The sequence below is a fragment of the Pseudomonas sp. MWU13-3659 genome, from assembly GCF_023757525.1.
GTDB classification, from domain to species: Bacteria; Pseudomonadota; Gammaproteobacteria; order Pseudomonadales; family Pseudomonadaceae; genus Aquipseudomonas; species Aquipseudomonas entomophila_E.
The window spans coordinates 36437-59364 of the sequence record NZ_JAMSHW010000029.1; the positions used below are offsets into that span (position 1 = coordinate 36437).

At 64.4% G+C, this 22928-nt stretch carries 21 protein-coding genes; 5 read left to right on the forward strand and 16 right to left on the reverse strand.

The genetic code is table 11. The annotated features are described in order from the left end of the window. Positions 1–80: 80 nt before the first annotated feature. Positions 81–2300, reverse strand: coding sequence for a beta-galactosidase (locus tag NGM28_RS24045; RefSeq protein WP_252091794.1), 2220 nt, complete (start codon positions 2298–2300; stop codon positions 81–83). Between the two features lie 80 nt (positions 2301–2380). Further along, the gene (gene dinG, locus NGM28_RS24050) at positions 2381–4525 is read right to left on the reverse strand and encodes an ATP-dependent DNA helicase DinG (RefSeq protein WP_240064758.1); all 2145 of its coding nucleotides are present in this window, start codon (positions 4523–4525) and stop codon (positions 2381–2383) included. A 98-nt stretch (positions 4526–4623) separates the two neighbouring features. Here dinG and NGM28_RS24055 point away from each other — a divergent pair, with 98 nt between their 5' ends. Beyond that, positions 4624–5088: a CopD family protein gene (locus tag NGM28_RS24055; RefSeq protein ID WP_252091795.1), complete on the forward strand. Its 465-nt coding sequence runs from the start codon at positions 4624–4626 to the stop codon at positions 5086–5088. Positions 5089–5344: 256 nt separating this feature from the next. On the opposite strand, the gene NGM28_RS24060 is transcribed toward NGM28_RS24055, so the two are convergent. Then, entirely contained in the window at positions 5345–6127 is a 783-nt protein-coding gene (locus NGM28_RS24060; RefSeq protein ID WP_252091798.1) for a class I SAM-dependent methyltransferase, read from the reverse strand. A gap of 95 nt (positions 6128–6222) precedes the next feature. Between NGM28_RS24060 and NGM28_RS24065 the strand changes: the two genes are divergently transcribed. Continuing rightward, complete coding sequence (locus NGM28_RS24065; protein ID WP_252091800.1) at positions 6223–6843, forward strand: energy transducer TonB; 621 nt, start codon at positions 6223–6225, stop codon at positions 6841–6843. A 344-nt stretch (positions 6844–7187) separates the two neighbouring features. Here the strand turns inward: NGM28_RS24065 and NGM28_RS24070 are convergent, their stop codons facing one another. The 6 genes from NGM28_RS24070 to ppc form a co-directional block, all read right to left on the reverse strand. After that, entirely contained in the window at positions 7188–8018 is an 831-nt protein-coding gene (locus NGM28_RS24070) for an isocitrate lyase/PEP mutase family protein (RefSeq protein ID WP_252091801.1), read from the reverse strand. Between the two features lie 30 nt (positions 8019–8048). Continuing rightward, entirely contained in the window at positions 8049–8918 is an 870-nt protein-coding gene (locus tag NGM28_RS24075) for a DUF72 domain-containing protein (protein ID WP_252091802.1), read from the reverse strand. Positions 8919–8921: 3 nt separating this feature from the next. Further along, entirely contained in the window at positions 8922–9212 is a 291-nt protein-coding gene (locus NGM28_RS24080) for a hypothetical protein (RefSeq protein WP_252091803.1), read from the reverse strand. Positions 9213–9343: 131 nt separating this feature from the next. Then, a complete protein-coding gene (gene tsaB, locus NGM28_RS24085) occupies positions 9344–10018 on the reverse strand; it encodes a tRNA (adenosine(37)-N6)-threonylcarbamoyltransferase complex dimerization subunit type 1 TsaB (protein WP_252091806.1) in 675 nt (224 codons plus the stop codon). Between the two features lie 90 nt (positions 10019–10108). Next, entirely contained in the window at positions 10109–10759 is a 651-nt protein-coding gene (gene adk, locus NGM28_RS24090; RefSeq protein WP_213659860.1) for an adenylate kinase, read from the reverse strand. 258 nt (positions 10760–11017) lie between these two features. After that, the gene (gene ppc / locus NGM28_RS24095; protein ID WP_252091808.1) at positions 11018–13645 is read right to left on the reverse strand and encodes a phosphoenolpyruvate carboxylase; all 2628 of its coding nucleotides are present in this window, start codon (positions 13643–13645) and stop codon (positions 11018–11020) included. 144 nt (positions 13646–13789) lie between these two features. On the opposite strand from ppc, the gene NGM28_RS24100 reads away from it, so the two are divergent. The 3 genes from NGM28_RS24100 to lptF all read left to right on the forward strand — a co-directional run bounded on the left by NGM28_RS24100 (position 13790) and on the right by lptF (position 15648). Continuing rightward, a complete protein-coding gene (locus NGM28_RS24100) occupies positions 13790–14134 on the forward strand; it encodes a pilin assembly protein (protein ID WP_240064750.1) in 345 nt (114 codons plus the stop codon). Positions 14135–14399: 265 nt separating this feature from the next. Beyond that, positions 14400–14813 (forward strand): DUF4398 domain-containing protein, encoded by a 414-nt coding sequence (locus tag NGM28_RS24105; protein ID WP_252091810.1) that lies wholly within the window; start codon positions 14400–14402, stop codon positions 14811–14813. A gap of 46 nt (positions 14814–14859) precedes the next feature. Then, positions 14860–15648, forward strand: a complete 789-nt coding sequence (gene lptF, locus NGM28_RS24110) for a lipotoxin F family OmpA-related lipoprotein LptF (RefSeq protein WP_252091811.1) — start codon at positions 14860–14862, stop codon at positions 15646–15648. A gap of 310 nt (positions 15649–15958) precedes the next feature. On the opposite strand, the gene NGM28_RS24115 is transcribed toward lptF, so the two are convergent. The 7 genes from NGM28_RS24115 to prfB all read right to left on the reverse strand — a co-directional run bounded on the left by NGM28_RS24115 (position 15959) and on the right by prfB (position 22664). After that, entirely contained in the window at positions 15959–16285 is a 327-nt protein-coding gene (locus NGM28_RS24115) for a PA3694 family proteiin (protein WP_240064747.1), read from the reverse strand. After that, entirely contained in the window at positions 16282–17205 is a 924-nt protein-coding gene (locus NGM28_RS24120; RefSeq protein WP_240064746.1) for an alpha/beta hydrolase, read from the reverse strand. The genes NGM28_RS24115 and NGM28_RS24120 overlap by 4 nt, the downstream gene beginning before the upstream one ends. Then, positions 17177–18454 (reverse strand): flavohemoglobin expression-modulating QEGLA motif protein, encoded by a 1278-nt coding sequence (locus NGM28_RS24125; protein ID WP_240064745.1) that lies wholly within the window; start codon positions 18452–18454, stop codon positions 17177–17179. The genes NGM28_RS24120 and NGM28_RS24125 overlap by 29 nt, the downstream gene beginning before the upstream one ends. 113 nt (positions 18455–18567) lie before the next feature. Beyond that, positions 18568–19116: an outer membrane lipoprotein carrier protein LolA gene (locus tag NGM28_RS24130; RefSeq protein WP_240064744.1), complete on the reverse strand. Its 549-nt coding sequence runs from the start codon at positions 19114–19116 to the stop codon at positions 18568–18570. A 29-nt stretch (positions 19117–19145) separates the two neighbouring features. Beyond that, on the reverse strand, positions 19146–19850 hold the full coding sequence (locus NGM28_RS24135; protein WP_252091813.1) for a TetR/AcrR family transcriptional regulator: 705 nt from the start codon (positions 19848–19850) through the stop codon (positions 19146–19148). A gap of 122 nt (positions 19851–19972) precedes the next feature. Further along, positions 19973–21475 carry a lysine--tRNA ligase gene (gene lysS, locus NGM28_RS24140; RefSeq protein ID WP_252091815.1) on the reverse strand — a complete coding sequence of 501 codons (1503 nt, stop codon included), beginning with the start codon at positions 21473–21475 and terminating at the stop codon, positions 19973–19975. Positions 21476–21568: 93 nt separating this feature from the next. Continuing rightward, positions 21569–22664 (reverse strand): peptide chain release factor 2 gene (gene prfB / locus NGM28_RS24145; protein ID WP_011532563.1). Its coding sequence is split into 2 segments (ribosomal slippage): positions 21569–22591 and positions 22593–22664, totalling 1095 coding nucleotides; the frame shifts between segments, so codons are not numbered across the junction. Positions 22665–22928: the final 264 nt, after the last annotated feature.

Genomic DNA, 22928 nt, shown 5'->3' on the forward strand with positions numbered 1-22928 from the left:
GGCCGTTTTGCAAACTGAATGTGGCTGGATGGTCGTGAAGAAAAGTCGACAATCCGAGGGCATGACGCCCCCGGACTCGCTCACTGGCTGGGTTTGCCCAGCGCGTCGCGCAACTGACCAACGGCCTGCAGGTTGCTCCGGCGTACCGCCTCGACAAACCCCGGATAGGCCACGTCGGTAATGGCCACCAGCCCCAGGTGGCCATTCTCGCCATCAAGCAGGCGGCCACTGGCGGGCTGGTCAAGGTACTGGAACCAGTGCGCGCCCACGATCATCGGCTGGGCCAGGGCGGCCTTGAGGAAGTTGGCATAGGCCGGGCCGCGGTCCTCTTCACGGGTAACCTCCACCGGGCCTGGCCAGAACGGGCCACGATCACGGGAACCGAACTGGAACTCCGAGACCAGTACCGGCTTGTCCAGCTCGGCCAGACGGGTGAAGTCGTAGCCGTCCTCGGGCTTGAGGGTATAGAAGTTGAAACTCAGCACATCACAGAACTCGGCACAGGCCTTGACAGCTTCAGGCGTGCTCACGGCATAGCGCCCCCCCAGGAGCATGTGGTTGGGCGCATGCCATTTCAGCGCATCGGAGATGGTCTTGAAGTAGGTCTCGGCGAACACCTGCTGGAAGTACTGGTAGTCACGCTCGATTTCCGGATGCTCCGGATTGGGCAGCGGGGCCTCGAAACCTGGGTCTTCCATCAGTTCCCAAGCCGTCAGTTCGATGCCCCAGGCCTTGGACAACCCTTCCTGGTTGCGGTACTTGTCGCGCAACTGCTTGAGGAAGGCGCGCTTGGCGGGCACGTCGGTGGTCAGGCGCAAGGTGCCATATGCCAGGCCATAGCGTGCTTTGGGATCGTCGCCCGGCGCGGCCCAGGCCAGTTCGTTGTCGGCGAAGTAGCCGATCAGCCAGGGGTCGTCGTGGTGGTCACGGGCGGCGATGGCCACGGCACGCTCGGTGGCCATGGCAAAGCGTGGGTCGAATGGGTCGGGCATACGCCCCCACCAATCCATGCCGGTGCTGATACTGGCGTAATCGCCGACGATCGCCAGCGGCAAGGTGTAGGGCATACGCTTGACCTGGGTGAAGGCCGGGTCGCTCCAGTTGCCGAGGGTATTGAAGCCCCAAGCCTGCAGGCGGTCGAGAGTATGTCCCTGCCAGCGTTGCGCATCGAAAGCCGGAGGCGGGCATTGGGCGCCTGGAACACAGGGCTGGCCATGGGTGCGTTGCAGATTGGCCGCATAGAAATCGAACCAGCGCCCCTGCTTGAAGTTGCGCCCCTGCGACGAGGCATTGCCATCGTCGTTGTTGCCCTCGCCATAAAAAGCGGCGAGCGCTTCGCCCTCGCCCGGCAAGGCCTTGAACATGCCTTCACGGCCCGACACGTAAGTGCGGCCACCGTCGGCGGCCACGGCATTGACCCCCAGCGAGTAGAACGGGTGACCGTCAGGGGTGACCAGGTACCAGCGCCCTTCGCGCTTTTCGGTGCGGAAGAACCCCTTGGCCTCGAACGCCGGCCCGGCCAGCAGACCGCCATAAGCGTCCAGGCCCTGCTTGTCCCGCTCGGCCAGCCAGCGCTTGAGCACGGATTGTTCACGTTTGTCGGCCGCCTTGAACTGATCGTCGCTGACGATCTTCTCTGGCCACCGCGCTCGGGTGGACTGGCCGTAGACGTCGATCAACTCGCTGTAGGCCGCCTTGAATGCCAAGTCGTCGTCCTGCAAACCGACCTTTTCGATCAGCAGGCTCTGGGCCACCTTGGGGTTGGGGATGGTCAGGCTGATCGAGGTGACCTGCTTGAGATCGGTTTCCCCCAAGCTGCTGGCCAGCAGCAGGCGTTGCCCTTCGAAGGCCCAGGGCATCGGAGGCCCGGCACGCATCCCCTGGCTCAGCGGCGAACTGGCCTTGAGGGGAATCATCACGGTCTGCGCAGGCCCCGCCGGCAGGTCGATGCGGCTGGTGAGCGTGCGACCGTCGCTGCTCTGCACGGTCACATCGACGGTCAGGGCCCAGTCCATGGCGCTCTGCAGGCGCAGGGTGAGGGCCTGGACGCCGGTCCAGTCCCAGGCACCGCTCTGAGGGCTCAGGCGCAGCGTCGGTTGCGCCACCGGATTGAACACTACGCGCCGTAATGCCTCACCCTCGGCTGTCTGTTCCGCATTGTACTGCGGCATCCCGGCATCCTGAGTCGTCACGTTCACGACCGAGGCAGGGCGGACAAAACTGAACAGCGTCTGTTGCCCGGCCAGCAAAGGGGCACTGAACAACAGCGTTAGCAAGGCAGGCAGGGTACGGCGAATCATGGGGCGGTTGCTCTCCTTCAGAGCCCTGCTGGGCTCACGACCAGACTTTGACAACGTGCCGGGGCGCAATACTCCGGCAGTCAGCTGATTTCCCGCCGGAAGGGCGGGAGTGCATTGAGGATAGCCTTGCCGTAGCGCTGGGTGACCAGACGCCGGTCGAGCAAGGTGATGACGCCACGGTCCTGCTCGGTGCGCAGCAGGCGGCCGCAGGCCTGGATCAGGCGTAGCGAGGCATCGGGCACGGCGATCTCCATGAACGGGTTGCCACCCCGGGCCTCGATCCACTCGGCCAAGGCCGCCTCGACCGGGTCGTCGGGCACGGCGAAGGGAATCTTGGCGATGACCACGTGCTCGCAATAGGCACCCGGCAAGTCGACCCCCTCGGCGAAGCTGGCGAGACCGAACAACACGCTGTGCTGGCCGTCATCGACCCGCGCCTTGTGCTTGTTGAGTGTTTCCTGCTTGGAGAGGTTGCCCTGGATCAGCACCAGCTTGCGCCAGTCGCGGTCCAGGCCGTCGAACACGTCCTGCATCTGCTTGCGCGAAGAGAACAGCACCAGCGCGCCACGGGCCTCCTCGACGATGTTCGGCAGCTCACGAATGATCGCCGCCGTGTGGGCGGTGGCATCCCGCGGGTCGGCGCCCAGGTCGGGCACTCGCAGCAGGCCAGCGTCACCATGCACGAACGGGCTGGGCACCACGCAGGTGACGGCGTCGCGCGGCAGGCCCGAACGCATGCGGAAACGGTCGAACTTGCCCAACGCGGTGAGCGTAGCCGAGGTGACCAGGGCGCCGTGGGCAACGTTCCAGAGGCTCTTGCGCAGCATCTCGGCAGCGAGGATCGGGCTGGCATTGACCTCGATATCGAACAACGCGCCGGATTCGGCCAGGGTGAGCCAGCGGGCCATGGGCGGGCTGTCTTCCGGGTCTTCGGCGGTGAAGGCGGTCCACAGCTCCCAGTTACCCTGGGCACGGGTCACCAGGCTGCCGAACAGTGGGTACCACTCTTCGGCCTGGTGACTGGCAATGCCAATGTTGTTCTCGCCGTCCATGCCCTCCTTGAGCAAGTCGGCCAAGCGCGTGAACAAGTCGTTGAGGCGGGCGAAGCCTTTTTTCAGCTCGATGCCGACTTCACGGATCTGCTCGGGCACCACGCCACCTTCGAAACGGTAGCGTGGGCGGTCACGCCCCTCCATGTCTTCGCCGGCGCGGAAGTCGGCAACCTGCTCACAGAGGGTGAACATGAACTGCTGCTGCGTACGCACCTCACGGGCCAGTTCCGGCACTTGCTCGATGTACCGGCCCAAGTCACCTGGCAACGGGTGTTGGGCCAACAGTTTGGTGAGGTTCTTGGCGGTCTGTTCCAGCCAGTCGGCGGTGGAGCGCAGGCGCGAATAGTGGGCGAAATGGCCAATGGCCTTGTCTGGCAGGTGATGGCCTTCGTCGAATACGTACATGGTGTCGCGCGGGTCGGGCAGCACGGCACCGCCGCCAAGCGCGAGGTCGGCCAGGACCATGTCGTGGTTGGTGACGATTACATCGACCTTGCCCATGCCTTCGCGGGCCTTGTAGAACACGCACTGCTGGAAGTTCGGGCAGTGCCGGCCGGTGCACTGGCTGTGGTCGGTGGTCAGGCGCGCCCAGTCCTGGTCCTCGACGGCTTCGGACCAGCTGTCGCGGTCGCCGTCCCAACGATTACCGGCGAGCTTCTCGATCATGCTGTTGAACAGCTTCTGGCTGCGCTCGTCGACCTCGATGTGAAAACCTTCCTCCTCGAACAACTGGGCGGTGGCCGACTGGGCGTGGCCTTCCTGCAGCAGGATGTCGAGCTTGGAGAGGCACAGGTAGCGCCCCCGGCCCTTGGCCAGGGCGAAGCTGAAGTTCAGCCCGCTGTTGCGCATCAGGTCGGGCAAGTCCTTGAACACGATCTGCTCCTGCAGCGCCACGGTCGCGGTGGCGATCACCAGGCGCTTGCCGGCGGCCTTGGCGGCGGGGATCGCGGCCAGGCTGTAGGCGACCGTCTTGCCGGTACCGGTACCGGCCTCCACCGCCACCACGGCGGGCTCGCCGGCGCGGCGCCCTTCGTCGTCGCAGGCGATGTCACCGAGCACCTTGGCGACTTCGGCGATCATCAGGCGCTGGCCGTAGCGTGGCTTGAGGCTTTTGGCTTCGAGGAAACGCGAATAGGCGCCCTGGATGGTGGCTTTGAGTTCGTTGCTGATCATGGTCTGCAGGCGCCCGGAGGGCTGGATATATTTTCAGTGTTTCGCATGGGCCGGCTATCATACCCCGCTATTGCCCTTTGTGCCGCATGGAGATCCGGATGCTCGCCTTTGCCCTACCCTACACCTTGCACTTGCTTGCCGCCCTGGTCTGGGTTGGCGGTATGTTCTTCGCCTGGCTGGTGCTGCGCCCTGCCACAGTCGCCGCCCTCGAAGGGCCGGCGCGGCTGCGGTTGTGGGTGGAGGTTTTCCAGCGATTCTTCAGATGGGTCTGGCTGGCGGTGGCGGTGCTGGCTGTCAGCGGGGTGGGCATGATCCACCTGCGCTTTGCCGGGTTCGAGACGGCGCCTCGGTATGTGCAGGTGATGATCGGTGGCGGTATCGTGATGTTCGCCTTGTTCATGCGGATCCAGTCGTTGCTGCTACCGGAGTTGCGGGCGGCGGTGCAGGTTGAGAATTGGGCGTCGGGAGCCGGGGTCCTGGGGCGGATTCGACGGCTGGTTGGGGTCAACCTGGCGATTGGACTGCTGGTGGTGGCGGTGGCGGGGTCGCGGGTATTGGTTTAAGGCTGAGGCCAGGCCTCTCAAGAAGTTCAGCGGGAGAAATACGGCGTCCAGGAGACCGAGCGCCGCCGCGCGGCGCATCGCGGATGAATCCGCTCCTACAGGCAAGCGGGGATCGTTAGCACCAGCCACGGTGCAGCAGATGCAGGAGCGGATTTATTCGCGATGCGCCGCGCCGGCGGCGCTCGATCTCGAGAACGCAAGGCCGCCACCCCTGCCTCGTGTCATCATCACGCGATCAAAATCCGCTCCATAGGCCTCACCCCTTCAACGCCTTCTTGGGATAGATATCGTACCGACTCGATTTCCCCTCCAGGCTGTGACTCGGCTTCACCCCCTCGATGATCGGCGCCTTGCGCGGCCGCTTGACCACCACCCGGTGCGATGCCAACGCCAGGGCCGCCTCAAGCAAGGCCGGGGCATCCAGGTCATCCCCGACCAGGGGCCTGAACACCCGCATCTCCTTCTTCACCAGGGCACTCTTGTCCCGATGCGGGAACATCGGATCGAGGTAGATCACCTGCGGCGCTTCCCCCTCCCAGGCACGCATGCGCTCGATGGCATTGCCCGTCAGCAAGCGCATGCGCTCAACTATCCCACCCACCTCAAGATCGCCTCGCGCCCGCGCCAGCCCATCCTCGAGCAGCGCGGCAATCAATGGCTGACGCTCGATCAACGTCATCTGGCAGCCCAGGCTGGCCAGCACGAACGCATCCTTGCCGAGCCCCGCGGTAGCATCCAGCACCTGCGGCCTAACACCCTGGGCGATACCGACCGCCTTGGCGATCATCTGCCCGCTGCCGCCGCCGTACAGCCGCCGATGCGCCGCCTGCCCCTCGACGAAGTCCACCCGCACCGGCCCGGGTGCCTGCGGCCCCAACTGCTGAACCTGCAGGCCATCGGCGCCGACCTGCACGGCAAAACCGGCCTCGTCGTCGATCATCGGCAAGCCCAATCGCTGTGCCCATGCCTGGGCCTGCGCCTGGAACTCCGGGGCCAACGCTTCGACCCTGATACCTGTGCCCTGCTCTTGCTCTGCCATCCGTTCCCGCACTCGAAAAAAATTAATGAAACCCCGGCCACGGCCGATACACGCAGTATCCGCTATTCTGCCAGAGCACAACGCGCGCGACTGCCATGTCAGATACTCTCCCCATCGGCTTGACCTACCTGTCGCCTGTCGGCAACTACGGTCGGCAGAATACCCAGGCACTGGGTGGCGTCAGCCACCTGTGGCAGGATTTCTTCGCCCGCGCCATGGCCGAGCAGCAAGGGGATGTAACCGACAGCTTCAGCAAGGCGTTGGTGCAATACGACGAGGAGAGCGGCGAGCCCATCGGCGGTGCCAAGGCCCTGGCGCTGATCGATGCCCAGCGCGCCCTGCCGGTGCAGGACACCGAAGTGACACCGCCCGAGCCCCTGTTCCTGCCCAAGGCGGAGCTCGAAGCCAACCTGCTGGAGCCCGCGCCGGAGCCCTACAGCACGGTTGAACTGATCGAACAGCAGCGCCAGCTCGACCTGAACAACAGCTGGTTGCGCCCGGTGGTCATGAGCCAGGGCCACCCCCTTCCCGAGCCTGGCCCGGCACCCTCGCCCCGGCCCTTGTTCCTGCCGATCGCCGAGTTCGAGATGAACCTGCTCGACCCGGCACCGGAGCCCTTCGACGCGCCCACCCTCGCCAAACAGCAGAACGAACTGGAGTTCGATACCCACTGGGCGCGCCCGGTGGTGCTCAACAACGTTCGCGTACAGGCCTGAGCGCTCTCAACCATCAGCCCGTTTTAGGTGTTTGGCCACAAGGTTATTGATCAGTGGTGGCAGCGAGGCGCTTGGCGATGGCCTTGCAGCGGTCTCGAGATCGAGCGCCGCCCGCGCGGCGCATCGCGGATGAATCCGCTCCTACATCTGTTGCAACGTGCCGTACCTGTGAGGCCATGGTTGCCTGCCTAGGTGTCCGTCAAAGTACCGCGTCGGGCCCGCCCAGGCATAACTGGCCCGAAACAAACCTGTAGGAGCGGATTTATCCGCGATGCGCCGCGCGGGCGGCGCTCGATCGCCAGATCACTGCAACTCTACCGTCGAGCACCTTGAAAACGCCGGCCTCAACGACGAAACAGCTCATTGAGCTCGGCAAATGGCAAGGCCTGCTCACCATAGGCAAACGTACCCTGCTCACGGATTTCCTGCGCCGCGCGCTGGAATGCGCCCAATGCGGCGCGCGCCAGTGACGAACCCACGCTGATGCGCCGTACCCCCAGGTCCTGCAACTGGTTCACGCTCAGCGCCACACCCGGCATGCCCATCAGCACGTTCACCGGCTTCGGCGCCAGCGCCTGGACCACCGCGCGGATTTCATCGACGCTGCGCAGGCCAGGTGCGTACAACACATCGGCACCGGCTTCGGCGTAGGCCTGCAGACGCTTGATGGTGTCGTCCAGGTCCAGACGCCCATGCAGCAGGTTTTCGGCGCGGGCACAGAGGGTAAAGGGGAACGACAGGCTGCGTGCGGCCTGCGCCGCGGCGCGTACCCGGGCCACGGAAAGCTCGAAGTCGTAGATCGGCACATCGCTCCGGCCGCTGGCATCCTCGATCGATCCGCCAACCAGGCCTACCTCGGCAGCGCGCAGAATAGCCTGGGCACAGTCCTCGGGTAGATCGGCGAAGCCATTCTCAAGGTCCGCCGCCACCGGCAAAGGCGTGGCATCGACAATCGACTGGGCGTTAGCGAGGGTTTCATCGAGGGTCAGGGCGCCTTCCGCATCCGGCCGCCCCAGGCTGAACGCCAGGCCCGCGCTGGTAGTGGCCAGCGCCTCGAAGCCCAGGCTCGCCAGCAGCTTGGCGGAGCCGGCATCCCACGGATTGGGGATGACGAACACGCCCTCACGCTCATGCAGCGCCTTGAAGGCCTCGGCTCGCAGGGTTTGCACATCCATGGGTCAACCTCCGGCAGTTGAACAGTGGGGTCAGAGTAGCCCCAGTTGTTCGACCTCGGGGGCACGCGGCAATTCCGGCAATGCAGCCAACCCAGGCAGGCGTGCCATCAGGCGCTGGTGGAAATGCTGGGCCAGGGCGGCAGCCAGGCGGTTGTCCGAAGTATGCAGGAACATGTACGGGTTACGGCCCTCTTCGATCCAGGCCGCGACCTTATCGACCCAAGGGGTGAGGAAGGCTTCATTGGCGGCCAGCTCAGGGTGGCCGATGAAGCGCACCTGCGGGTGCTGGCTGAAGGCGCAAGGGCGCGGCGGTACCTTGGGTTTCTTGGCCTGGGCATGCAACACGCCGGGGTCACGCGAAGTGCAACTGAACAGGGCCCGTGGGTCCAGGCAGATACGTTCGACGCCACGCTCATGTAGCAATCGGTTGAGCTGGCGCTCCTCCTCGCCCCGTGCGAAGAACGCATCGTTGCGCACTTCCACGGCCACCGGCACGCCGATCTCGTCGAGAAAATGGGCCAATTCACCCATGCGCGCCGGGCCGAACTGCGCGGGCAACTGCAGCCAGTAAGGCGATACCCGCTCCCCCAATGGCGACATCAGGCGCGTGAAGTCGATAGCCGAATCGAGCTGGGCACGCAGATCGCCCCCATGGCTGACGTCGCCGGGAAACTTGGCGGTAAAACGAAAACCAGATGGCATGGTCTGCGCCCAGCGCTCCACTGTGGCAGGGGCGGGACGGGCATAGAAGGTGGTGTTGCCTTCGACGGCATTGAACACCCGGCTGTACAGGCCGAGAAATTCAGTGGGTCGGGAATCGGTGGGGTACAGGTAGTCGCGCCAGGCGTTTTCGCTCCAGGACGGACAACCGAGGTAGTAAGGGAGGGGGGATGGTGTCATCCATCAAATGTACAGGTCCAGCCCCAGCACTTCCATCTCCCAGTCGGTGAAGCCCGCGGTGGTCAGGTAACTGGCCAGGGCGGTGGAAGTACGGCGGTCACGGGCACGGGGGAAGATCAGGTCCTGCTGACGGGCTGGCAGGTTGCTGCCACGGCTTTTGCTGCGAGCCACCTGGACCTCGACTTCGTCGATGATCTCGGCGTCGGCTTCGTCGACGACTTCGTCACGCACCGACGCCTTGCGCGGCGCGCGCTTGATGGGGTAGCTCTGTGAAGAAAAGCCGTCGATACGCATGGACTGGGCACTCAGGATCAATGATGGCAATTTAGCAGCATCAGGGATCCATCGCTAATGCCCGAACTGATAACTGGACCACAGTTCGCGCAAAAGGTTTTATCTCGAACGGCGATAGCCGACGAAATGCCTCAGCGCGCCTTGGGCGTAGCTACATTATCGCGCAGGTAGACCGGTTGCGCCTGCTCGGCGGCGACGGCCTCGCCTCGGTTCCAGGCGAACGAAGCCAGGCTGAGGATATCCAGGGCGTTGGGCAACGCGGCTGCATCGCTGGCGCTGACCTGCGCCGCCAGACGTTCGGCGTAGCCCCAACCGGTACCGGCCCCGAACCACTCGGCACCCTGCCCGTCTGGCAAGGTTACACGTTCTGGTGGCAGCACCATTTCCTGACCGACCAGGCGCATCTCGCCCTGCTGCGCCTGGTAGCACCCCCAGTACACCTCGTCCATGCGCGCATCGATGGCCGCCGCCACCTGCTGCACGCCACGCTCGCGCAACGCGCCCTGGGCCAGGGCGGCCAGGTTCGATACCGGCAACACCGGGCGCTCCAGGGCGAAAGCCAGCCCCTGGACCACGCCGATGGCGATGCGCACGCCGGTGAAAGCGCCCGGCCCACGACCAAAGGCGATGGCATCAACAGCGCTCAACGCCACACCGGCATCGGCCAGCAACTGCTTGATCATGGGCAGCAGCTTCTGCGCGTGCATGCGCGGGATGACCTCGTAATGACTGGTGACCTTGCCATCATGCAGCAAGGCAACGGAACAGGCTTCGGTGGCGGTATCCAGGGCCAGCAGAGTGGTCATCGAACGCGGTATCCAGGCGACAGAAGAAAAAGAGCGGCAGTATAAACGACAACGGCCCGCAAGCGGGCCGTCGTGACGCACGGTGTTGGATCAGCTCAGGGCTGCCAGCACCTTGGCGGTGATCGACTCGACCGAACCGACACCTTCGATGTGGCTGTACTTCGGCTTGCCGGCGTTCGCGGCCGACAGCTTCTGGTAGAAGTCCACCAGCGGCTTGGTCTGGCTGTGGTAGACCGACAGGCGATGACGCACGGTTTCTTCCCGATCGTCGTCACGCTGGATCAGCTCTTCACCGGTGACATCGTCCTTGCCTTCGACTTTCGGCGGGTTATAGACGATGTGGTAGGTGCGGCCCGAAGCCAGGTGCACACGGCGGCCCGCCATGCGGCCGACGATTTCTTCGTCGTCCACGGCAATCTCGACCACGGCGTCAATGTCGACACCGGCGGCGACCATGGCTTCAGCTTGCGGGATGGTGCGCGGGAAACCGTCGAACAGGCAGCCTTTGGCGCAGTCCGGCTGGGCGATGCGCTCCTTGACCAGGCTGATGATCAGTTCGTCGGAGACCAGCTGGCCAGCATCCATGACTTTCTTGAGCTCCAGGCCCAGTGGGGTGCCGGCCTTGACGGCGGCACGCAGCATGTCACCGGTGGAGATCTGTGGAATACCGAACTTCTCGGTGATGAACTTTGCCTGAGTACCTTTACCGGCCCCGGGAGCTCCCAGCAGAATTACGCGCATCTTGTGCTCCTCATATTTTTCTATGCAAATCAACGGATTCGGCGCACAAGGCCAACTCCGGAAAATCGGACGAGACCGCAAAATCGGTCAAAAGGCTGCTCAAGATACACAGCGCCCGCCCCCCCGACAAGCGTCCCAAAGTGGCAGGAACACGCCAATCGCGGCCTGCCGGGGTGCTGGTTGCGCCCGGCGCAACCCGCCATCCCTGCCCTGCCCGACAGCGGCAGGCACAGTCCTAGCCCGGCTCTCCTGGGCAATTCAGCCAGTGTTACGCAAACCGGCAGCAATACCCGCCACAGTGACCAGCAAGGCCTGCTCCAGCGGGCTGTCCAGAGCGGCTTCGCGGCTGCGCGAACGGGCCAGCAGCTCGGCCTGCAGGCGGTGCAGCGGGTCCAGGTAGGTGTTGCGCAGGCGGATGAATTCCAGGGTTTCGGGGCTGTGTGCCAGTAGCACCTGCTGCCCGGTCAAGCCCAGCACTACCTGGCACGACTGCGACAATAGGTCGCGCAAATGCGCGCCCAACGGTAGCAGCCCCGGTTGCACCAGACGTTCGTCGTAGGCCTCGGCGATCTGCGCGTCGGCCTTGGCCAGGACCATCTCGAGCATGTCGATGCGGGTGCGGAAGAACGGCCACTGCTCGCGCATCTGCGCCAGCAGGTCGGCCTGCCCCCGCGTCAGGGCATTGCTCAACGCAGTCTCCCAGCCCAGCCAGGCCGGCAGCATCAGGCGAGTCTGGGTCCAGCCAAAGATCCACGGGATCGCCCGCAGGCTTTCGATCCCCCCGGCGCGACGCTTGGCCGGGCGACTGCCCAGCGGCAGGCGCCCGAGCTCCTGCTCCGGCGTCGACTGGCGGAAGTACTCGACGAAGTCCGGGTTGTCCCGCACCACGCCGCGGTACGCCTTCACACCGTCGGTGGCCAGTTGGTCCATCAATGCGCGCCATGCGGGTTCAGGCGGTGGCGGCGGCAACAAGGTCGCCTCCAGCACGGCGGCAAGATACAGGTTGAGATTCTGTTCAGCGATGCCTGGGAGGCCGAACTTGAAACGGATCATCTCGCCCTGCTCTGTAGTACGGAAACGACCGCCCACCGAGCCTGGCGGCTGCGACAGGATCGCCGCGTGGGCCGGGCCACCGCCGCGCCCCACGGTACCTCCACGGCCATGGAACAGCAGCAACTCGACCTGGTGCTCGCGGCAGATGCGCACCAGGTTCTCCTGGGCGCGGTACTGGGCCCACGCAGCCGCCGTGGTGCCGGCGTCCTTGGCCGAGTCGGAGTAGCCGATCATCACTTCCTGCGGGCCGTGCAACCCCGCGCGATAGCCCGGCAACCCCAGCAACCGCTCCATCACCGGCCCGGCATTGTCCAGGTCGGCCAGGGTCTCGAACAGCGGCACCACGCGCATTGGCCGGGTCAGCCCGGCCTCCTTGAGCAGCAATTGCACAGCCAGCACATCCGAAGCAGTGCCGGCCATGGAGATCACATACGAGCCCAACGAGGCGGCTGGCGCGGCAGCGACCTCTCGACAGGTGGCCAGCACCTCGGCCGTCTCGGCAGCTGGCTTGAAGTGCGCCGGCAGCAAGGGCCGACGGTTCTTCAGCTCATGCTGGAGGAACTGGATGCGACGCTCTTCGTCCCAGTCGGCGTAGCGTCCGAGGCCCAGGTAATCGGTGATCTCCGACAGCGCGTCACGGTGCCGGGCGGCGTCCTGACGCACGTCCAGACGCACCAGGAACAGCCCGAAGGTCACCGCCCGGCGCAGGCAGTCGAGCAACGGGCCATCGGCGATCACACCCATGCCGCAGGCGTGCAGTGACTGGTAGCACAGCTCCAGCGGCGCGATCAGCTCACGGTTGTCCACCAGCACCGCGGCACTGGCCGGTTGCGGACCGGCCAATGAGGCATGGGCCCAGGCGCGAGTGGCACGCAGGCGATCGCGCAATTGCTTGAGCAGCGCGCGGTAGGGCTCGGCGCTGTCGCCGACGTGCTCGCGAAGGGCGTCGCTGGCCTGCTGCATCGAGAGCTCGGCGGCCAGGTAGTCGATATCGCGCAGGAACAGGTCGGCCGCCATCCAGCGCGCCAATAGCAGGACTTCCCGGGTGACGGCAGCCGTCACGTGGGGGTTGCCATCGCGGTCCCCGCCCATCCACGAAGCGAAGCGCACCGGTGCCGACTCAAGCGGCAGGTGCAGGCCGGTAGCCTCGAACAGCGCCTTGTCGACCTTGCGCAGGTGGTTGGGCACCGCCTGCCACAGGGAATGCTCGATCACCGCAAAGCCCCATTTGGCCTCGTCCACCGGCGTGGGCCGGGTGCGTCGGATCTCTTCGGTGTGCCAGGCCTCGGCAATCAGCCGGCGTAGGCGCTCACGCACTTGCTGGCGTTCGGCGGGGATGAGATCGCGGTGATCCTGCGCCGCCAGTTGCGCAGCGATGGCATCGTACTTCTGGATCAAGGTGCGGCGTGCCACTTCCGTGGGGTGGGCCGTGAGCACCAGCTGGATGTCGAGCCGGGCCAATTGCCGGGCCAGGGCATCATTGCCGTGCCCGGCCGCTTTCAACCGCGCCAGCAGCTCGGGAAGCACCCGGGCCTCGAACGGCTCCGGCTGGTCGGCGTCGCGACGATGGATCAACTGGTACTGTTCGGCGATGTTGGCCAGGTTGAGGAACTGGTTGAACGCCCGCGCCACGGGCAGCAGGTCTTCTTCGGCCAGGTCGCCGAGGGTGGAACTGAGCTGCTCGCCCTCCCCGCGCCGCTCGGCCTTGGCGCTGTGGCGGATGTCCTCGATCTTCTGCAAGAACGCTTCGCCATGCTGCTGGCGAATGGTTTCGCCGAGCAGCTCCCCCAACAAATGCACATCCTCACGCAGGCGCTGATCGATATCGCTCATCGGGCTTCTCCACTCCAGGAAACAGCAGGCCTCAAGAGTGCCCATTGCCACCCGCGCCTGGCAAGCCGCACGTCCGCAAAGCAACTAAAGTGAAGGGAGGTCAAGGGAAGCAATGCCATTTTCGAGGCTTTGACAGAGGTCATCATGAAAATCCGCGAACTCGCCCAGCACTGGGAACAGAATGCCGCCGGACGCCTGAGCCCCACCGGCCATGTCTTGCACCTGGATATGGAAGCCGAAGCGCGCCTGGCCGCGCTGATCGAGATGTACCCCAAGCGCAGCCCCGAGGAATTACTGGGCGAACTGGTTGCCGCGGCCCTGGAGGAGCTGGAAGCCAGCTTCCCTTACATCAAGGGCCAGCAGGTGATCGCCACTGACGAGGAAGGTGATCCGTTGTATGAGGATATCGGCCCGACACCACGCTTCCTGGCGCTGTCCAGGCGCCATCTGCAAGCCCTTGGCAGCCAGGAAAAGAACAAACGTCACTGACCGCCCCATGCTCCTCCGAGGCCTCTGCTACAGGCCTCGGTACCCCTCCGGCAGCCGAAAGTTCCAGCCTTTTCGTGCTGACTGATTAGTCAGAAAAAAATATCGTTAGCGTACGAATTTTTCTGAACCTTTGAAAAAACGCCTCGGTCACAGCCAATAGCCACCACGGCCAAACCTTGTGCAAACAAGCGTTGCCGCGTTTGTCTTGGCACAGGGAAACAGCGATGGGCCCACTGCGGACATCGTCGTTAACAGGAGTGACCCCATGGAGTTGACCCTCATGAAGACCCGCATCGCATACCCCTCTTCCACTCATCTGCGCGGGCTCAAGCTGGCCGCCTTGGCGCTGGGTAGCAGCCTGGTGCTGGCCGGTTGCGCCGGCAATCCGCCTTCCGAGCAGTACGCTGTGACCCAGTCGGCGGTCAATTCGGCGGTGAGTGCCGGCGGCACCGAGTTCGCGGCGGTGGAGATGAAAGCGGCCCAGGACAAGTTCAAGAAGGCTGAGATCGCCATGCACGACAAGCAGTACGACCAGGCAAAACTGCTGGCCGAACAAGCCGAGTGGGACGCTCGCGTCGCCGAGCGCAAGGCCCAGGCGGCCAAGGCCCAGAAAGCCGTGCAGGACGCTCGCCAGGGTGTCCGCGACGTACGTGAGGAAGGCCTGCGCAGCGCTGAATGAGCCTGCCGGCCACTGACCCCCTCTTGAAGATCAAAGGATGAACACTATGCGCAACTACGTCATGATTCCCGCCCTGCTGGCCCTGAGCGTAGGCCTGGCCGCCTGCTCCCATGACCCGAACGCCAACCTCGAGTCGGCCCGCACCAACTTCTCCGCGCTGCAGAGCGATCCGCAGTCGAGCAAGGTCGCCGCGCTCGAGACCAAGGACGCCCAGGACTGGCTGAACAAGGCCGACAAGGCCTACATGGAACGTGAGAACGAGAAGAAGGTCGACCAGCTCGCCTACCTCACCAACCAGCGTGTCGAAGTGGCCAAGCAGACCATCGCCCTGCGCACCGCCGAGGCCGAGCTGAAAAACGCCGCCGCCCAGCGCGCCCAGGCCAAGCTCGATGCCCGCGACGCGCAGATCAAGAAGCTTCAGGACAGCCTGAACGCCAAACAGACCGACCGGGGTACCCTGGTGACCTTCGGTGACGTGCTGTTCGACTTCAACAAGGCCAACCTCAAGAGCAGCGCCTACCCGAACATCACCAAGCTGGCACAGTTCCTCCAGGAGAACCCGGAGCGCAAGGTGATCATCGAGGGCTACACCGACAGCGTTGGCTCGGCCAACTACAACCAGACCCTGTCGGAGCGCCGCGCCAACAGCGTGCGCATGGCGCTGGTGCGGGCGGGCGTGGACCCGGCGCGCATCGTTGCCCAGGGCTATGGCAAGGAGTATCCGGTGGCGGACAACACCAGCAACTCCGGCCGCGCGCAGAACCGCCGGGTGGAGGTGACCATCTCCAACGACAACCAGCCGGTGGCGCCGCGGGCGGTGAGCCAGATCCAGTGATGGCTGATGCTTGAGTGAGGAACCCCGCCTTGATGGCGGGGTTTTTCGTGCCGGCCTTCAAATCATGGTGCGTCGCGAAGTGCTAGACGACAGGCTTGCAGCGCACTCCAGATCGAGCGCCGCCCGCGCGGCGCATCGCGGATGAATCCGCTCCTACAGCTGTTGCAACGTGCCGCACCTGTGAGGCCGTGGTTGCCCGCCTGATTGCGCCGCCGCCCCACCTCGCTGTAGGAGCGGATTCATCCGCGATGCGCCGCACAGGCGGCGCTCGATCTCGCAGCCAGCAAACTTCTGCGACCACAGGCCCGATTCACTGCACCTGCTGCGGCGTCTCCTGCCCCATGCAGCGCACCGCGCGCTTGCGGTTGTCCACCAGTACGCCGGTCAGGCCCTTCTGCTCGGTATCGAACAGCACCAACACGCCATCGATGCACTGCGCCACTTGCGGTGCCGGTGTCAGCGAGAGTTTGTAGTCCTCGCCCGGAATGGTCTTGAGCATGGTGAAGTCCTGCAGCAACAGGGCGTCCTGTGGCTTGGCGAAATGCAGGTAGCCGTAGTACCACAGGGTCCCCACCGTCACGATGATGCTGCCGATGCCGGTCAGGATCAGCGGGATGGCGTTGCGTTCTTCACTCATTGCGCGTTCTTCTCGTCAGGGTAGTTGGGAACTTCGGCCAGGCGGCGCAGGCCGTTGAAATGCGTGGGGTCATCCAGGAAACGCAGCATCACCTGGCGCCAGGTCGGGTCGGCGAAAGTCTGCACATGGTCGCCGCGGGTCAGTTGCAACACCCGGGGCGGTGGCGCATGCCGGTACAGGCGCAGGCCGTTTTCAAGTGGTACGAGGTGGTCGTCGATGCTGTGGAAGAACAGCTTCGGCGGGCTGTCCAGGTGTTCGATCGAGTTGATTGCGCTGTCGCCGTCCGGCACCAGCCAGGACAGCGGCACCTGCAACGGCCAGGTCATCCAGGAAGTACTGAGCGCATAGCGTCCCACCGCGCGGTAGCTGGCAGGCACGCCATCGAACACCAGCGCCCTGAAACGCCGGCGCTGCTCGGGGTGCTGGGCAAGGTAATGAATGGCCATTGCGCCGCCCAGGCTCTGGCCCAGCAGCACCAGAGGCTTGCCCTGCGCCTGCGGCGCCTTGTCGAGCCAGCCCAACGCCGCGTCAATATCGCCATACACCTCTGGCAGGGTGGCCTTGCCCTGGGACAGCCCGTAGCCGCGGTAATCGAGCATCAATACCTGGTAACCCGACGCCGGCAACCAGTAGCTGCCCCCCAGGTGCAGGGCCAGGTTACCGCCGTTACCGTGCAGGTGCAGCACGGTGCCCTTGACCTCGACACCCTCCTTCGCCGGTAACCACCAGGCATGCAGACGCGTGCCATCCGCGGCGGTAATCGTCAGGTCCTGATAGTGGAGGCGGGCCTTTTCCGGGGTGAACGGCTGGCCACGCTCTGGGTAGAACAGCAGGCTGCTGCAGCCGCTCAACAGCAGCAGCCCGAGGCCGAAGGCGAGGTGACGGCAGGCGTCAGAGAATGTTCGCGTAATCGGCTTCAATGCGGTCCAGGCTCAGGTGGTTGAGGAAGTTGGAGAAGCACATCCACGCCGACAGTGCGTTGAGGTCGCGGAACTGCTCCGGCAGGTACTTGGGCGGCTCCACCAGCCCTTCTTCGACCAGTTGGCGCAGGGTGCGCATGTCTTCCAGGGTGGTCTTGCCGCAGAACAGCAACGGGATCTGCTCCAGCTTGCCCTTCTTCACGGCCAACTGAATGTAGTTGTAAACCATGATGAAGCCCTTGAGGTAGGACAAGTCCTTGGTGAATGGCAGCCCGTTGGGCACCGAGCCACGGAACACCCGGCTGGCATTGCTGTAGCTCTGCCCCATCTCGAAGCCCTGGCCGCGGAAGAACTCGTAGACCTGCATGAAGTCGGCGCCCTCCTCGACCATGTGGATGGCGCGGGTGCGGTTGGTCAGCTTGCGCAGGCGGCTGGGGTAGGAGGCAAAGGCGATCACCTCCATGAGAATGGCCAGGCCTTCCTGGGTCACCGTGGACGAGGGCGGGCCCTTGGCCAGGAAGGTGCAGATCGGCTGGTTCAGGCCGTTGAGGGTGGTGCCGACATGCACCAGGCCCTCGTGCACTTCGAGGGCGCGCACGTCGCGGCTGTTGAACATGGCATCGGCGCGCACCTTGATGTAGTCGGCGCCGGCCGCGGCATCGGCGACGATGCCGTCGGACTCGAACACGCGGATGGTTTCCTCGGCCTCGCCGAACACCTTGTTCAGGCGACGCTGGAGGATTTCCACGGCCTCCTTCGCGGTGAGGTTCTTCGGCTCGTCCTTCAGGTCGCCACGGCCATCGATGTTGTTGAGGTAGTCCGAGAGCATCAGCCCCAGGTCGGCAAGTGTCGGGTCGCCAGCATGGAAAGCGTCGGAGGCGGCGCCGTAGAGCTCCTGGGAGATCAGCCCGAAGTCCTCGGTACCGCGTGCTTCGAGCATGCGCACGACCATGCGGTACTCCTTGCACATGCGTCGCATGATCTGCCCGACCGGGTTGAACTGGCCGAGTTGACGGGTGATGTCCCGTTCGATGTTCTGGAATTCGGCCTTCACCGCACTGGAGTCGAACGACAACGGGCGGTTCTGGTAGTACGCGCGGTCCACCGCCGGAGGCTCCTTGCCCTTGGCCTTGAGAAAGCCCTGGCGGATGCCGTCGTCCCACTTCACCGCGTCGAGCACGCGGATGGGGGTCTGCGCGGTGACGATGCGATCGGACAGTGCGCGTATGGTCTGCTGGTAATCGTCCACCGGGGACTCCTTGAATCGGATTGCCCTGCAATCAGTCGGGTCTTGTTCGCCGACAAGCCGGCTCCTACCGGAACAGTGACCGTAGGAGCCGGCTTGCCGGCAAACAGCCCATGCTATTTAGCCACGCGCTCAAAGCGTGCCACTTCGACGAACAGGTCAGAGTTGGCCGGATCGTCCAGATAAGCCAGGACCCGCTCCGACGGACTGTCGATCAGCACGCCCGGGCCGTTGTCCTCCGGCACCTCGGTGCTGCGCCCGCTCAGTTCCTTCTTGTCCAGCGCCTGCTGCACCTGCTCTACATCAAGGTTGTAGACCACCAGTTGCTTGCCATCGACCACCTCGAAACCACCGATCAGGAAGCGGCCGCCCAAACGCTTGGGCACGCCCGCCGACAGGTACCAGCGGTTGCCGTGCCGGGCCACGGTGAAGGCGTACTCCTCGGGCGCCTTGCCTTGGGCATGTGCTACCGCCTTGTAGGTGTTGCCACCCGCCCGGCTGATACTCAGCTTCAGCGGCTGGCCCCAGGCATCCTTGCTGCTCCATTGGCCCAGCAGGGCCTTGGGCGCCGCCTGGTTGACGGGCAGCGGCTCGTCGAAAGTCACCAGACAACCGCCCAGCAGGAGGAATGACAAGGTCAACAACACCACACGCCAGGCTTTCATCCGCTTCTCCTTGGAAATTCGTGTGCCGCTCAGGCCGATGCCAGCACCATCTGCAGGTATCGGACCAGGATAGCGAGCATCTGCTCATCGGCCGGCGCATCCGCAGCCTTGAGCAGGCCCTGATATTCCATCTGCTCGATTATCGCCGTCAACATCTGGGCGTCCTGATCGGGCTGGCGCGAGCCGACCACCTGGAGGATCTGCCGCGCGCCGTGCAGCAGGATCTGCTCGTGGGCCTGCACCAGCTCCGCCAACCGAGCGCACAACAGAGCCTCCTGGCGGAAGGCCTGCTCGGCCATGAGGAAGTCGCGACGGTTGTTCAGCTGGCGTCGGACATAGTCGGCCAGCATGCGCGCCACTTCGTCGGCCAGATGGGCCCGGGCCTCGGGCGTGCCGTCGCCCTGGGCCAGCAACTGGCGCAGCACGCCTTCGGTATTGGTCCACAGCTTGGCCATATAGGCCGCGCTGCGTTCGACGTACTGGGCGAAGGTGTCGGCCAGCAGGTCCTGGATATCCTTGAAGTAGTAGGTGGTCGCCGACAACGGCACCCCGGCCTCGGTGGCCACGGCGCGGTGGCGCACGCCGCGCACGCCATCGCGCACGACGATGCGCATGGCGGCGTCGAGAATTTGCTGGCGGCGCTGCTCGCTGCCCTGGCGGGCGGTCTTGCGGCCCTGGTATTGCACGCTCTCGGCGACGGCGGTGGCGATGCCGGCGGCGCCTTGGTGGGGCATGGCGGGTGTCACGATGGCTACCTCTTGGTGGTAATGGCCCCGTTCGCCGGCTTGCCGGCGAACGGGGCTGGCGATCAGCAGGCATGAAAAAGCCGCCTCGAAAGGCGGCTTGTTCACATCGCTCAGGCCTGTGGACGCATGTGCGGGAACAGGATCACGTCGCGAATCGACGGCGAGTTGGTCAGCAGCATCACCAGACGGTCGATACCAATGCCTTCACCGGCAGTCGGCGGCATGCCATATTCCAGCGCGCGGACGAAGTCGGCGTCGTAGTGCATGGCCTCGTCGTCGCCGGCGTCTTTCTCGGCGACCTGGGCGAGGAAACGCTCGGCCTGGTCTTCGGCATCATTGAGCTCGGAGTAGGCGTTGGCGATCTCGCGGCCACCGATGAACAGCTCGAAGCGGTCGGTCACGGCCGGGTTGTCGTCGTTGCGACGGGCTAGCGGCGAGACTTCGAACGGGTACTCGGTGATGAAGTGCGGCTGCTCCAGCTTGTGCTCGACCAGCTCTTCGAAAATCATCACCTGCAGCTTGCCCAGGCCTTCGTGGCCCAGCACCTTGGCGCCGGCCTTCTTGGCGATCTCGCGGGCACGGTCGACGTCCTGCAGTTCGGCGGCGGTGAGCTCCGGGTTGTACTTGAGGATCGAGTCGAACACCGACAGGCGCACGAACGGCTCGCCGAAGTGGAACACCTTGTCGCCGTACGGCACGTCGGTGCTGCCCAGCACCAGCTGCGCCAGTTCGCGGAACAGCTCCTCGGTGAGGTCCATGTTGTCGCGGTAGTCGGCGTAGGCCTGGTAGAACTCGAGCATGGTGAACTCGGGGTTGTGCCGGGTCGACACGCCTTCGTTGCGGAAGTTGCGGTTGATCTCGAACACTTTTTCAAAACCACCCACAACAAGCCGCTTGAGGTAGAGCTCAGGCGCGATGCGCAGGAACATGGCCATGTCCAGCGCGTTGTGGTGGGTTTCGAACGGCTTGGCCGCGGCGCCGCCCGGGATGGTCTGCAGCATCGGGGTTTCGACTTCGAGGAAGTCGCGCTCGATGAGGAACTTGCGGATATGCGAGATCACCTGCGAACGCACGCGGAAGGTGTGGCGGGTTTCCTCGTTGACCATCAGGTCGACATAGCGCTGGCGGTAGCGCTGTTCAGTATCGGTCAGGCCGTGGTGCTTGTCCGGCAGCGGGCGCAGCGACTTGGTCAGCAGGCGCACGTTGGTCATCTCGACGTACAGGTCGCCCTTGCCGGAACGGGCCAGGGTGCCTTCGGCGCTGATGATGTCGCCCAGGTCCCAGGTCTTGACCGCTGCGAGGGTGTCTTCCGACAGGGTCTTGCGGTTGACGTAGACCTGGATGCGGCCGGTCATGTCCTGGATGACCATGAACGAGCCACGGTTGAGCATGATGCGACCGGCGACCTTGACCGGGATGGCGGCTGCTTCCAGCTCTTCCTTGGTCTTGTCCGCGTACTGTTTCTGCAGGTCGTTGCAGTAGCTGTCGCGGCGGAAGTCGTTGGGGAAGGCATTGCCCTTCGCGCGTTCGGCGGCAAGTTTTTCCTTGCGCAGGGCGATCAGGGCGTTTTCTTCCTGTTGCAGGTCTTGCGCTTCGGTCTTGAGGTCGCTCATGTCGTCATTCTTTCCATCAGGTGTTCGTTGCCCCTGTCGGGCAGGGCACGCGATACGGGCCGACGGCCTCGTATCGCGGCGGTGGTGTGCGGATTACAGCCCCTGCTTGAGGCTCGCTTCCAGGTACTGGTCGAGGTCGCCGTCCAGGACCTTCTGGCAGTCGCTACGCTCGACGCCGGTACGCAGGTCCTTGATGCGCGAGTCATCAAGTACGTAGGAGCGGATCTGGTGACCCCAGCCGATGTCCGACTTGCTGTCTTCCAGTGCCTGCGAGGCGGCGTTGCGCTTCTGCATTTCCAGCTCGTACAACTTGGCCCGCAGCATTTTCATGGCGGTATCCTTGTTGGCGTGCTGGGAACGTTCGTTCTGGCAGGCCACCACGGTGTTGGTGGGCACGTGGGTAATACGGACCGCCGAGTCGGTGGTGTTCACGTGCTGACCACCGGCGCCGGAGGAGCGGTAGGTGTCGATACGCAGGTCGGACGGGTTGATCTCGATCTCGACCTTGTCGTCGATCTCGGGCGAGACGAATACCGCCGAGAACGAGGTGTGGCGACGTGCGCCGGAGTCGAACGGGCTCTTGCGCACCAGGCGGTGCACGCCGATCTCGGTGCGCAGCCAGCCAAAGGCGTACTCGCCCTTGATGTGCACGGTGGCGCCCTTGATGCCGGCGACTTCGCCTTCGGACAGTTCGATGATGGTGGCGTCGAAGCCGCGCTTGTCGGCCCAGCGCAGGTACATGCGCAGCAGGATGTTAGCCCAGTCCTGGGCTTCTGTTCCGCCGGAGCCGGCCTGGATGTCGAGATAGGCGTTGTTCATGTCCATCTCGCCGCTGAACATGCGACGGAACTCGAGCTGGGCCAGTTTTTCTTCCAGGCCTTCCAGCTCGGTCACGACGTCGCCGACGGCGCCTTCGTCATTTTCCTCGACGGCCATGTCGAGCAGGTCCTGGCAGTCGGCCAGGCCACCGGACAGCTTGTCCAGGGTTTCGACCACCTGCGCCAGCATGGCGCGCTCGCGGCCCAGGGCCTGGGCGTACTCGGGCTTGTTCCAGACAGCGGCGTCTTCCAGCTCGCGGTTTACTTCGACCAGGCGATCATGTTTGTGATCGTAGTCAAAGATACCCCCGAATGGACTGGGAACGCTCGGTGAGGTCCTTGATGGTGTTCAGGATCGGTTGGATTTCCATGGGCGGGCAGCTCTCGTGCGAATTCTGTGAAAAGCCCGCGAGTATAACCGAGTCCGCGGGCTGACGGCAGACCCGCCGGGCGGTATACGGGGAATCCTCCAGCGCCTTTTCACCAGTTTCGCGCTTTGGCTTTGGCTTTGGCTTTGGCTTTGGCTTTGGCTTTGGCTTTGGCTTTGGCTTTGGCTTTGGCTTTGGCTTTGGCTTTGGCTTTGGCTTTGGCGATCAAGAGGTTAGCCGCACCGTCAGCTAGCGATAGCTGCGCCC

What these genes read in the sequence shown, in the direction of transcription:
- NGM28_RS24045 (WP_252091794.1), bottom strand. Translation starts at nt 2,300, where the DNA reads ATGATTCGCCGTACCCTGCCTGCCTTGCTAACGCTGTTGTTCAGTGCC.
- dinG (WP_240064758.1), bottom strand. Translation starts at nt 4,525, where the DNA reads ATGATCAGCAACGAACTCAAAGCCACCATCCAGGGCGCCTATTCGCGT.
- NGM28_RS24055 (WP_252091795.1), top strand. Translation starts at nt 4,624, where the DNA reads ATGCTCGCCTTTGCCCTACCCTACACCTTGCACTTGCTTGCCGCCCTG.
- NGM28_RS24060 (WP_252091798.1), bottom strand. Translation starts at nt 6,127, where the DNA reads ATGGCAGAGCAAGAGCAGGGCACAGGTATCAGGGTCGAAGCGTTGGCC.
- NGM28_RS24065 (WP_252091800.1), top strand. Translation starts at nt 6,223, where the DNA reads ATGTCAGATACTCTCCCCATCGGCTTGACCTACCTGTCGCCTGTCGGC.
- NGM28_RS24070 (WP_252091801.1), bottom strand. Translation starts at nt 8,018, where the DNA reads ATGGATGTGCAAACCCTGCGAGCCGAGGCCTTCAAGGCGCTGCATGAG.
- NGM28_RS24075 (WP_252091802.1), bottom strand. Translation starts at nt 8,918, where the DNA reads ATGACACCATCCCCCCTCCCTTACTACCTCGGTTGTCCGTCCTGGAGC.
- NGM28_RS24080 (WP_252091803.1), bottom strand. Translation starts at nt 9,212, where the DNA reads ATGCGTATCGACGGCTTTTCTTCACAGAGCTACCCCATCAAGCGCGCG.
- tsaB (WP_252091806.1), bottom strand. Translation starts at nt 10,018, where the DNA reads ATGACCACTCTGCTGGCCCTGGATACCGCCACCGAAGCCTGTTCCGTT.
- adk (WP_213659860.1), bottom strand. Translation starts at nt 10,759, where the DNA reads ATGCGCGTAATTCTGCTGGGAGCTCCCGGGGCCGGTAAAGGTACTCAG.
- ppc (WP_252091808.1), bottom strand. Translation starts at nt 13,645, where the DNA reads ATGAGCGATATCGATCAGCGCCTGCGTGAGGATGTGCATTTGTTGGGG.
- NGM28_RS24100 (WP_240064750.1), top strand. Translation starts at nt 13,790, where the DNA reads ATGAAAATCCGCGAACTCGCCCAGCACTGGGAACAGAATGCCGCCGGA.
- NGM28_RS24105 (WP_252091810.1), top strand. Translation starts at nt 14,400, where the DNA reads ATGGAGTTGACCCTCATGAAGACCCGCATCGCATACCCCTCTTCCACT.
- lptF (WP_252091811.1), top strand. Translation starts at nt 14,860, where the DNA reads ATGCGCAACTACGTCATGATTCCCGCCCTGCTGGCCCTGAGCGTAGGC.
- NGM28_RS24115 (WP_240064747.1), bottom strand. Translation starts at nt 16,285, where the DNA reads ATGAGTGAAGAACGCAACGCCATCCCGCTGATCCTGACCGGCATCGGC.
- NGM28_RS24130 (WP_240064744.1), bottom strand. Translation starts at nt 19,116, where the DNA reads ATGAAAGCCTGGCGTGTGGTGTTGTTGACCTTGTCATTCCTCCTGCTG.
- NGM28_RS24135 (WP_252091813.1), bottom strand. Translation starts at nt 19,850, where the DNA reads ATGCCCCACCAAGGCGCCGCCGGCATCGCCACCGCCGTCGCCGAGAGC.
- lysS (WP_252091815.1), bottom strand. Translation starts at nt 21,475, where the DNA reads ATGAGCGACCTCAAGACCGAAGCGCAAGACCTGCAACAGGAAGAAAAC.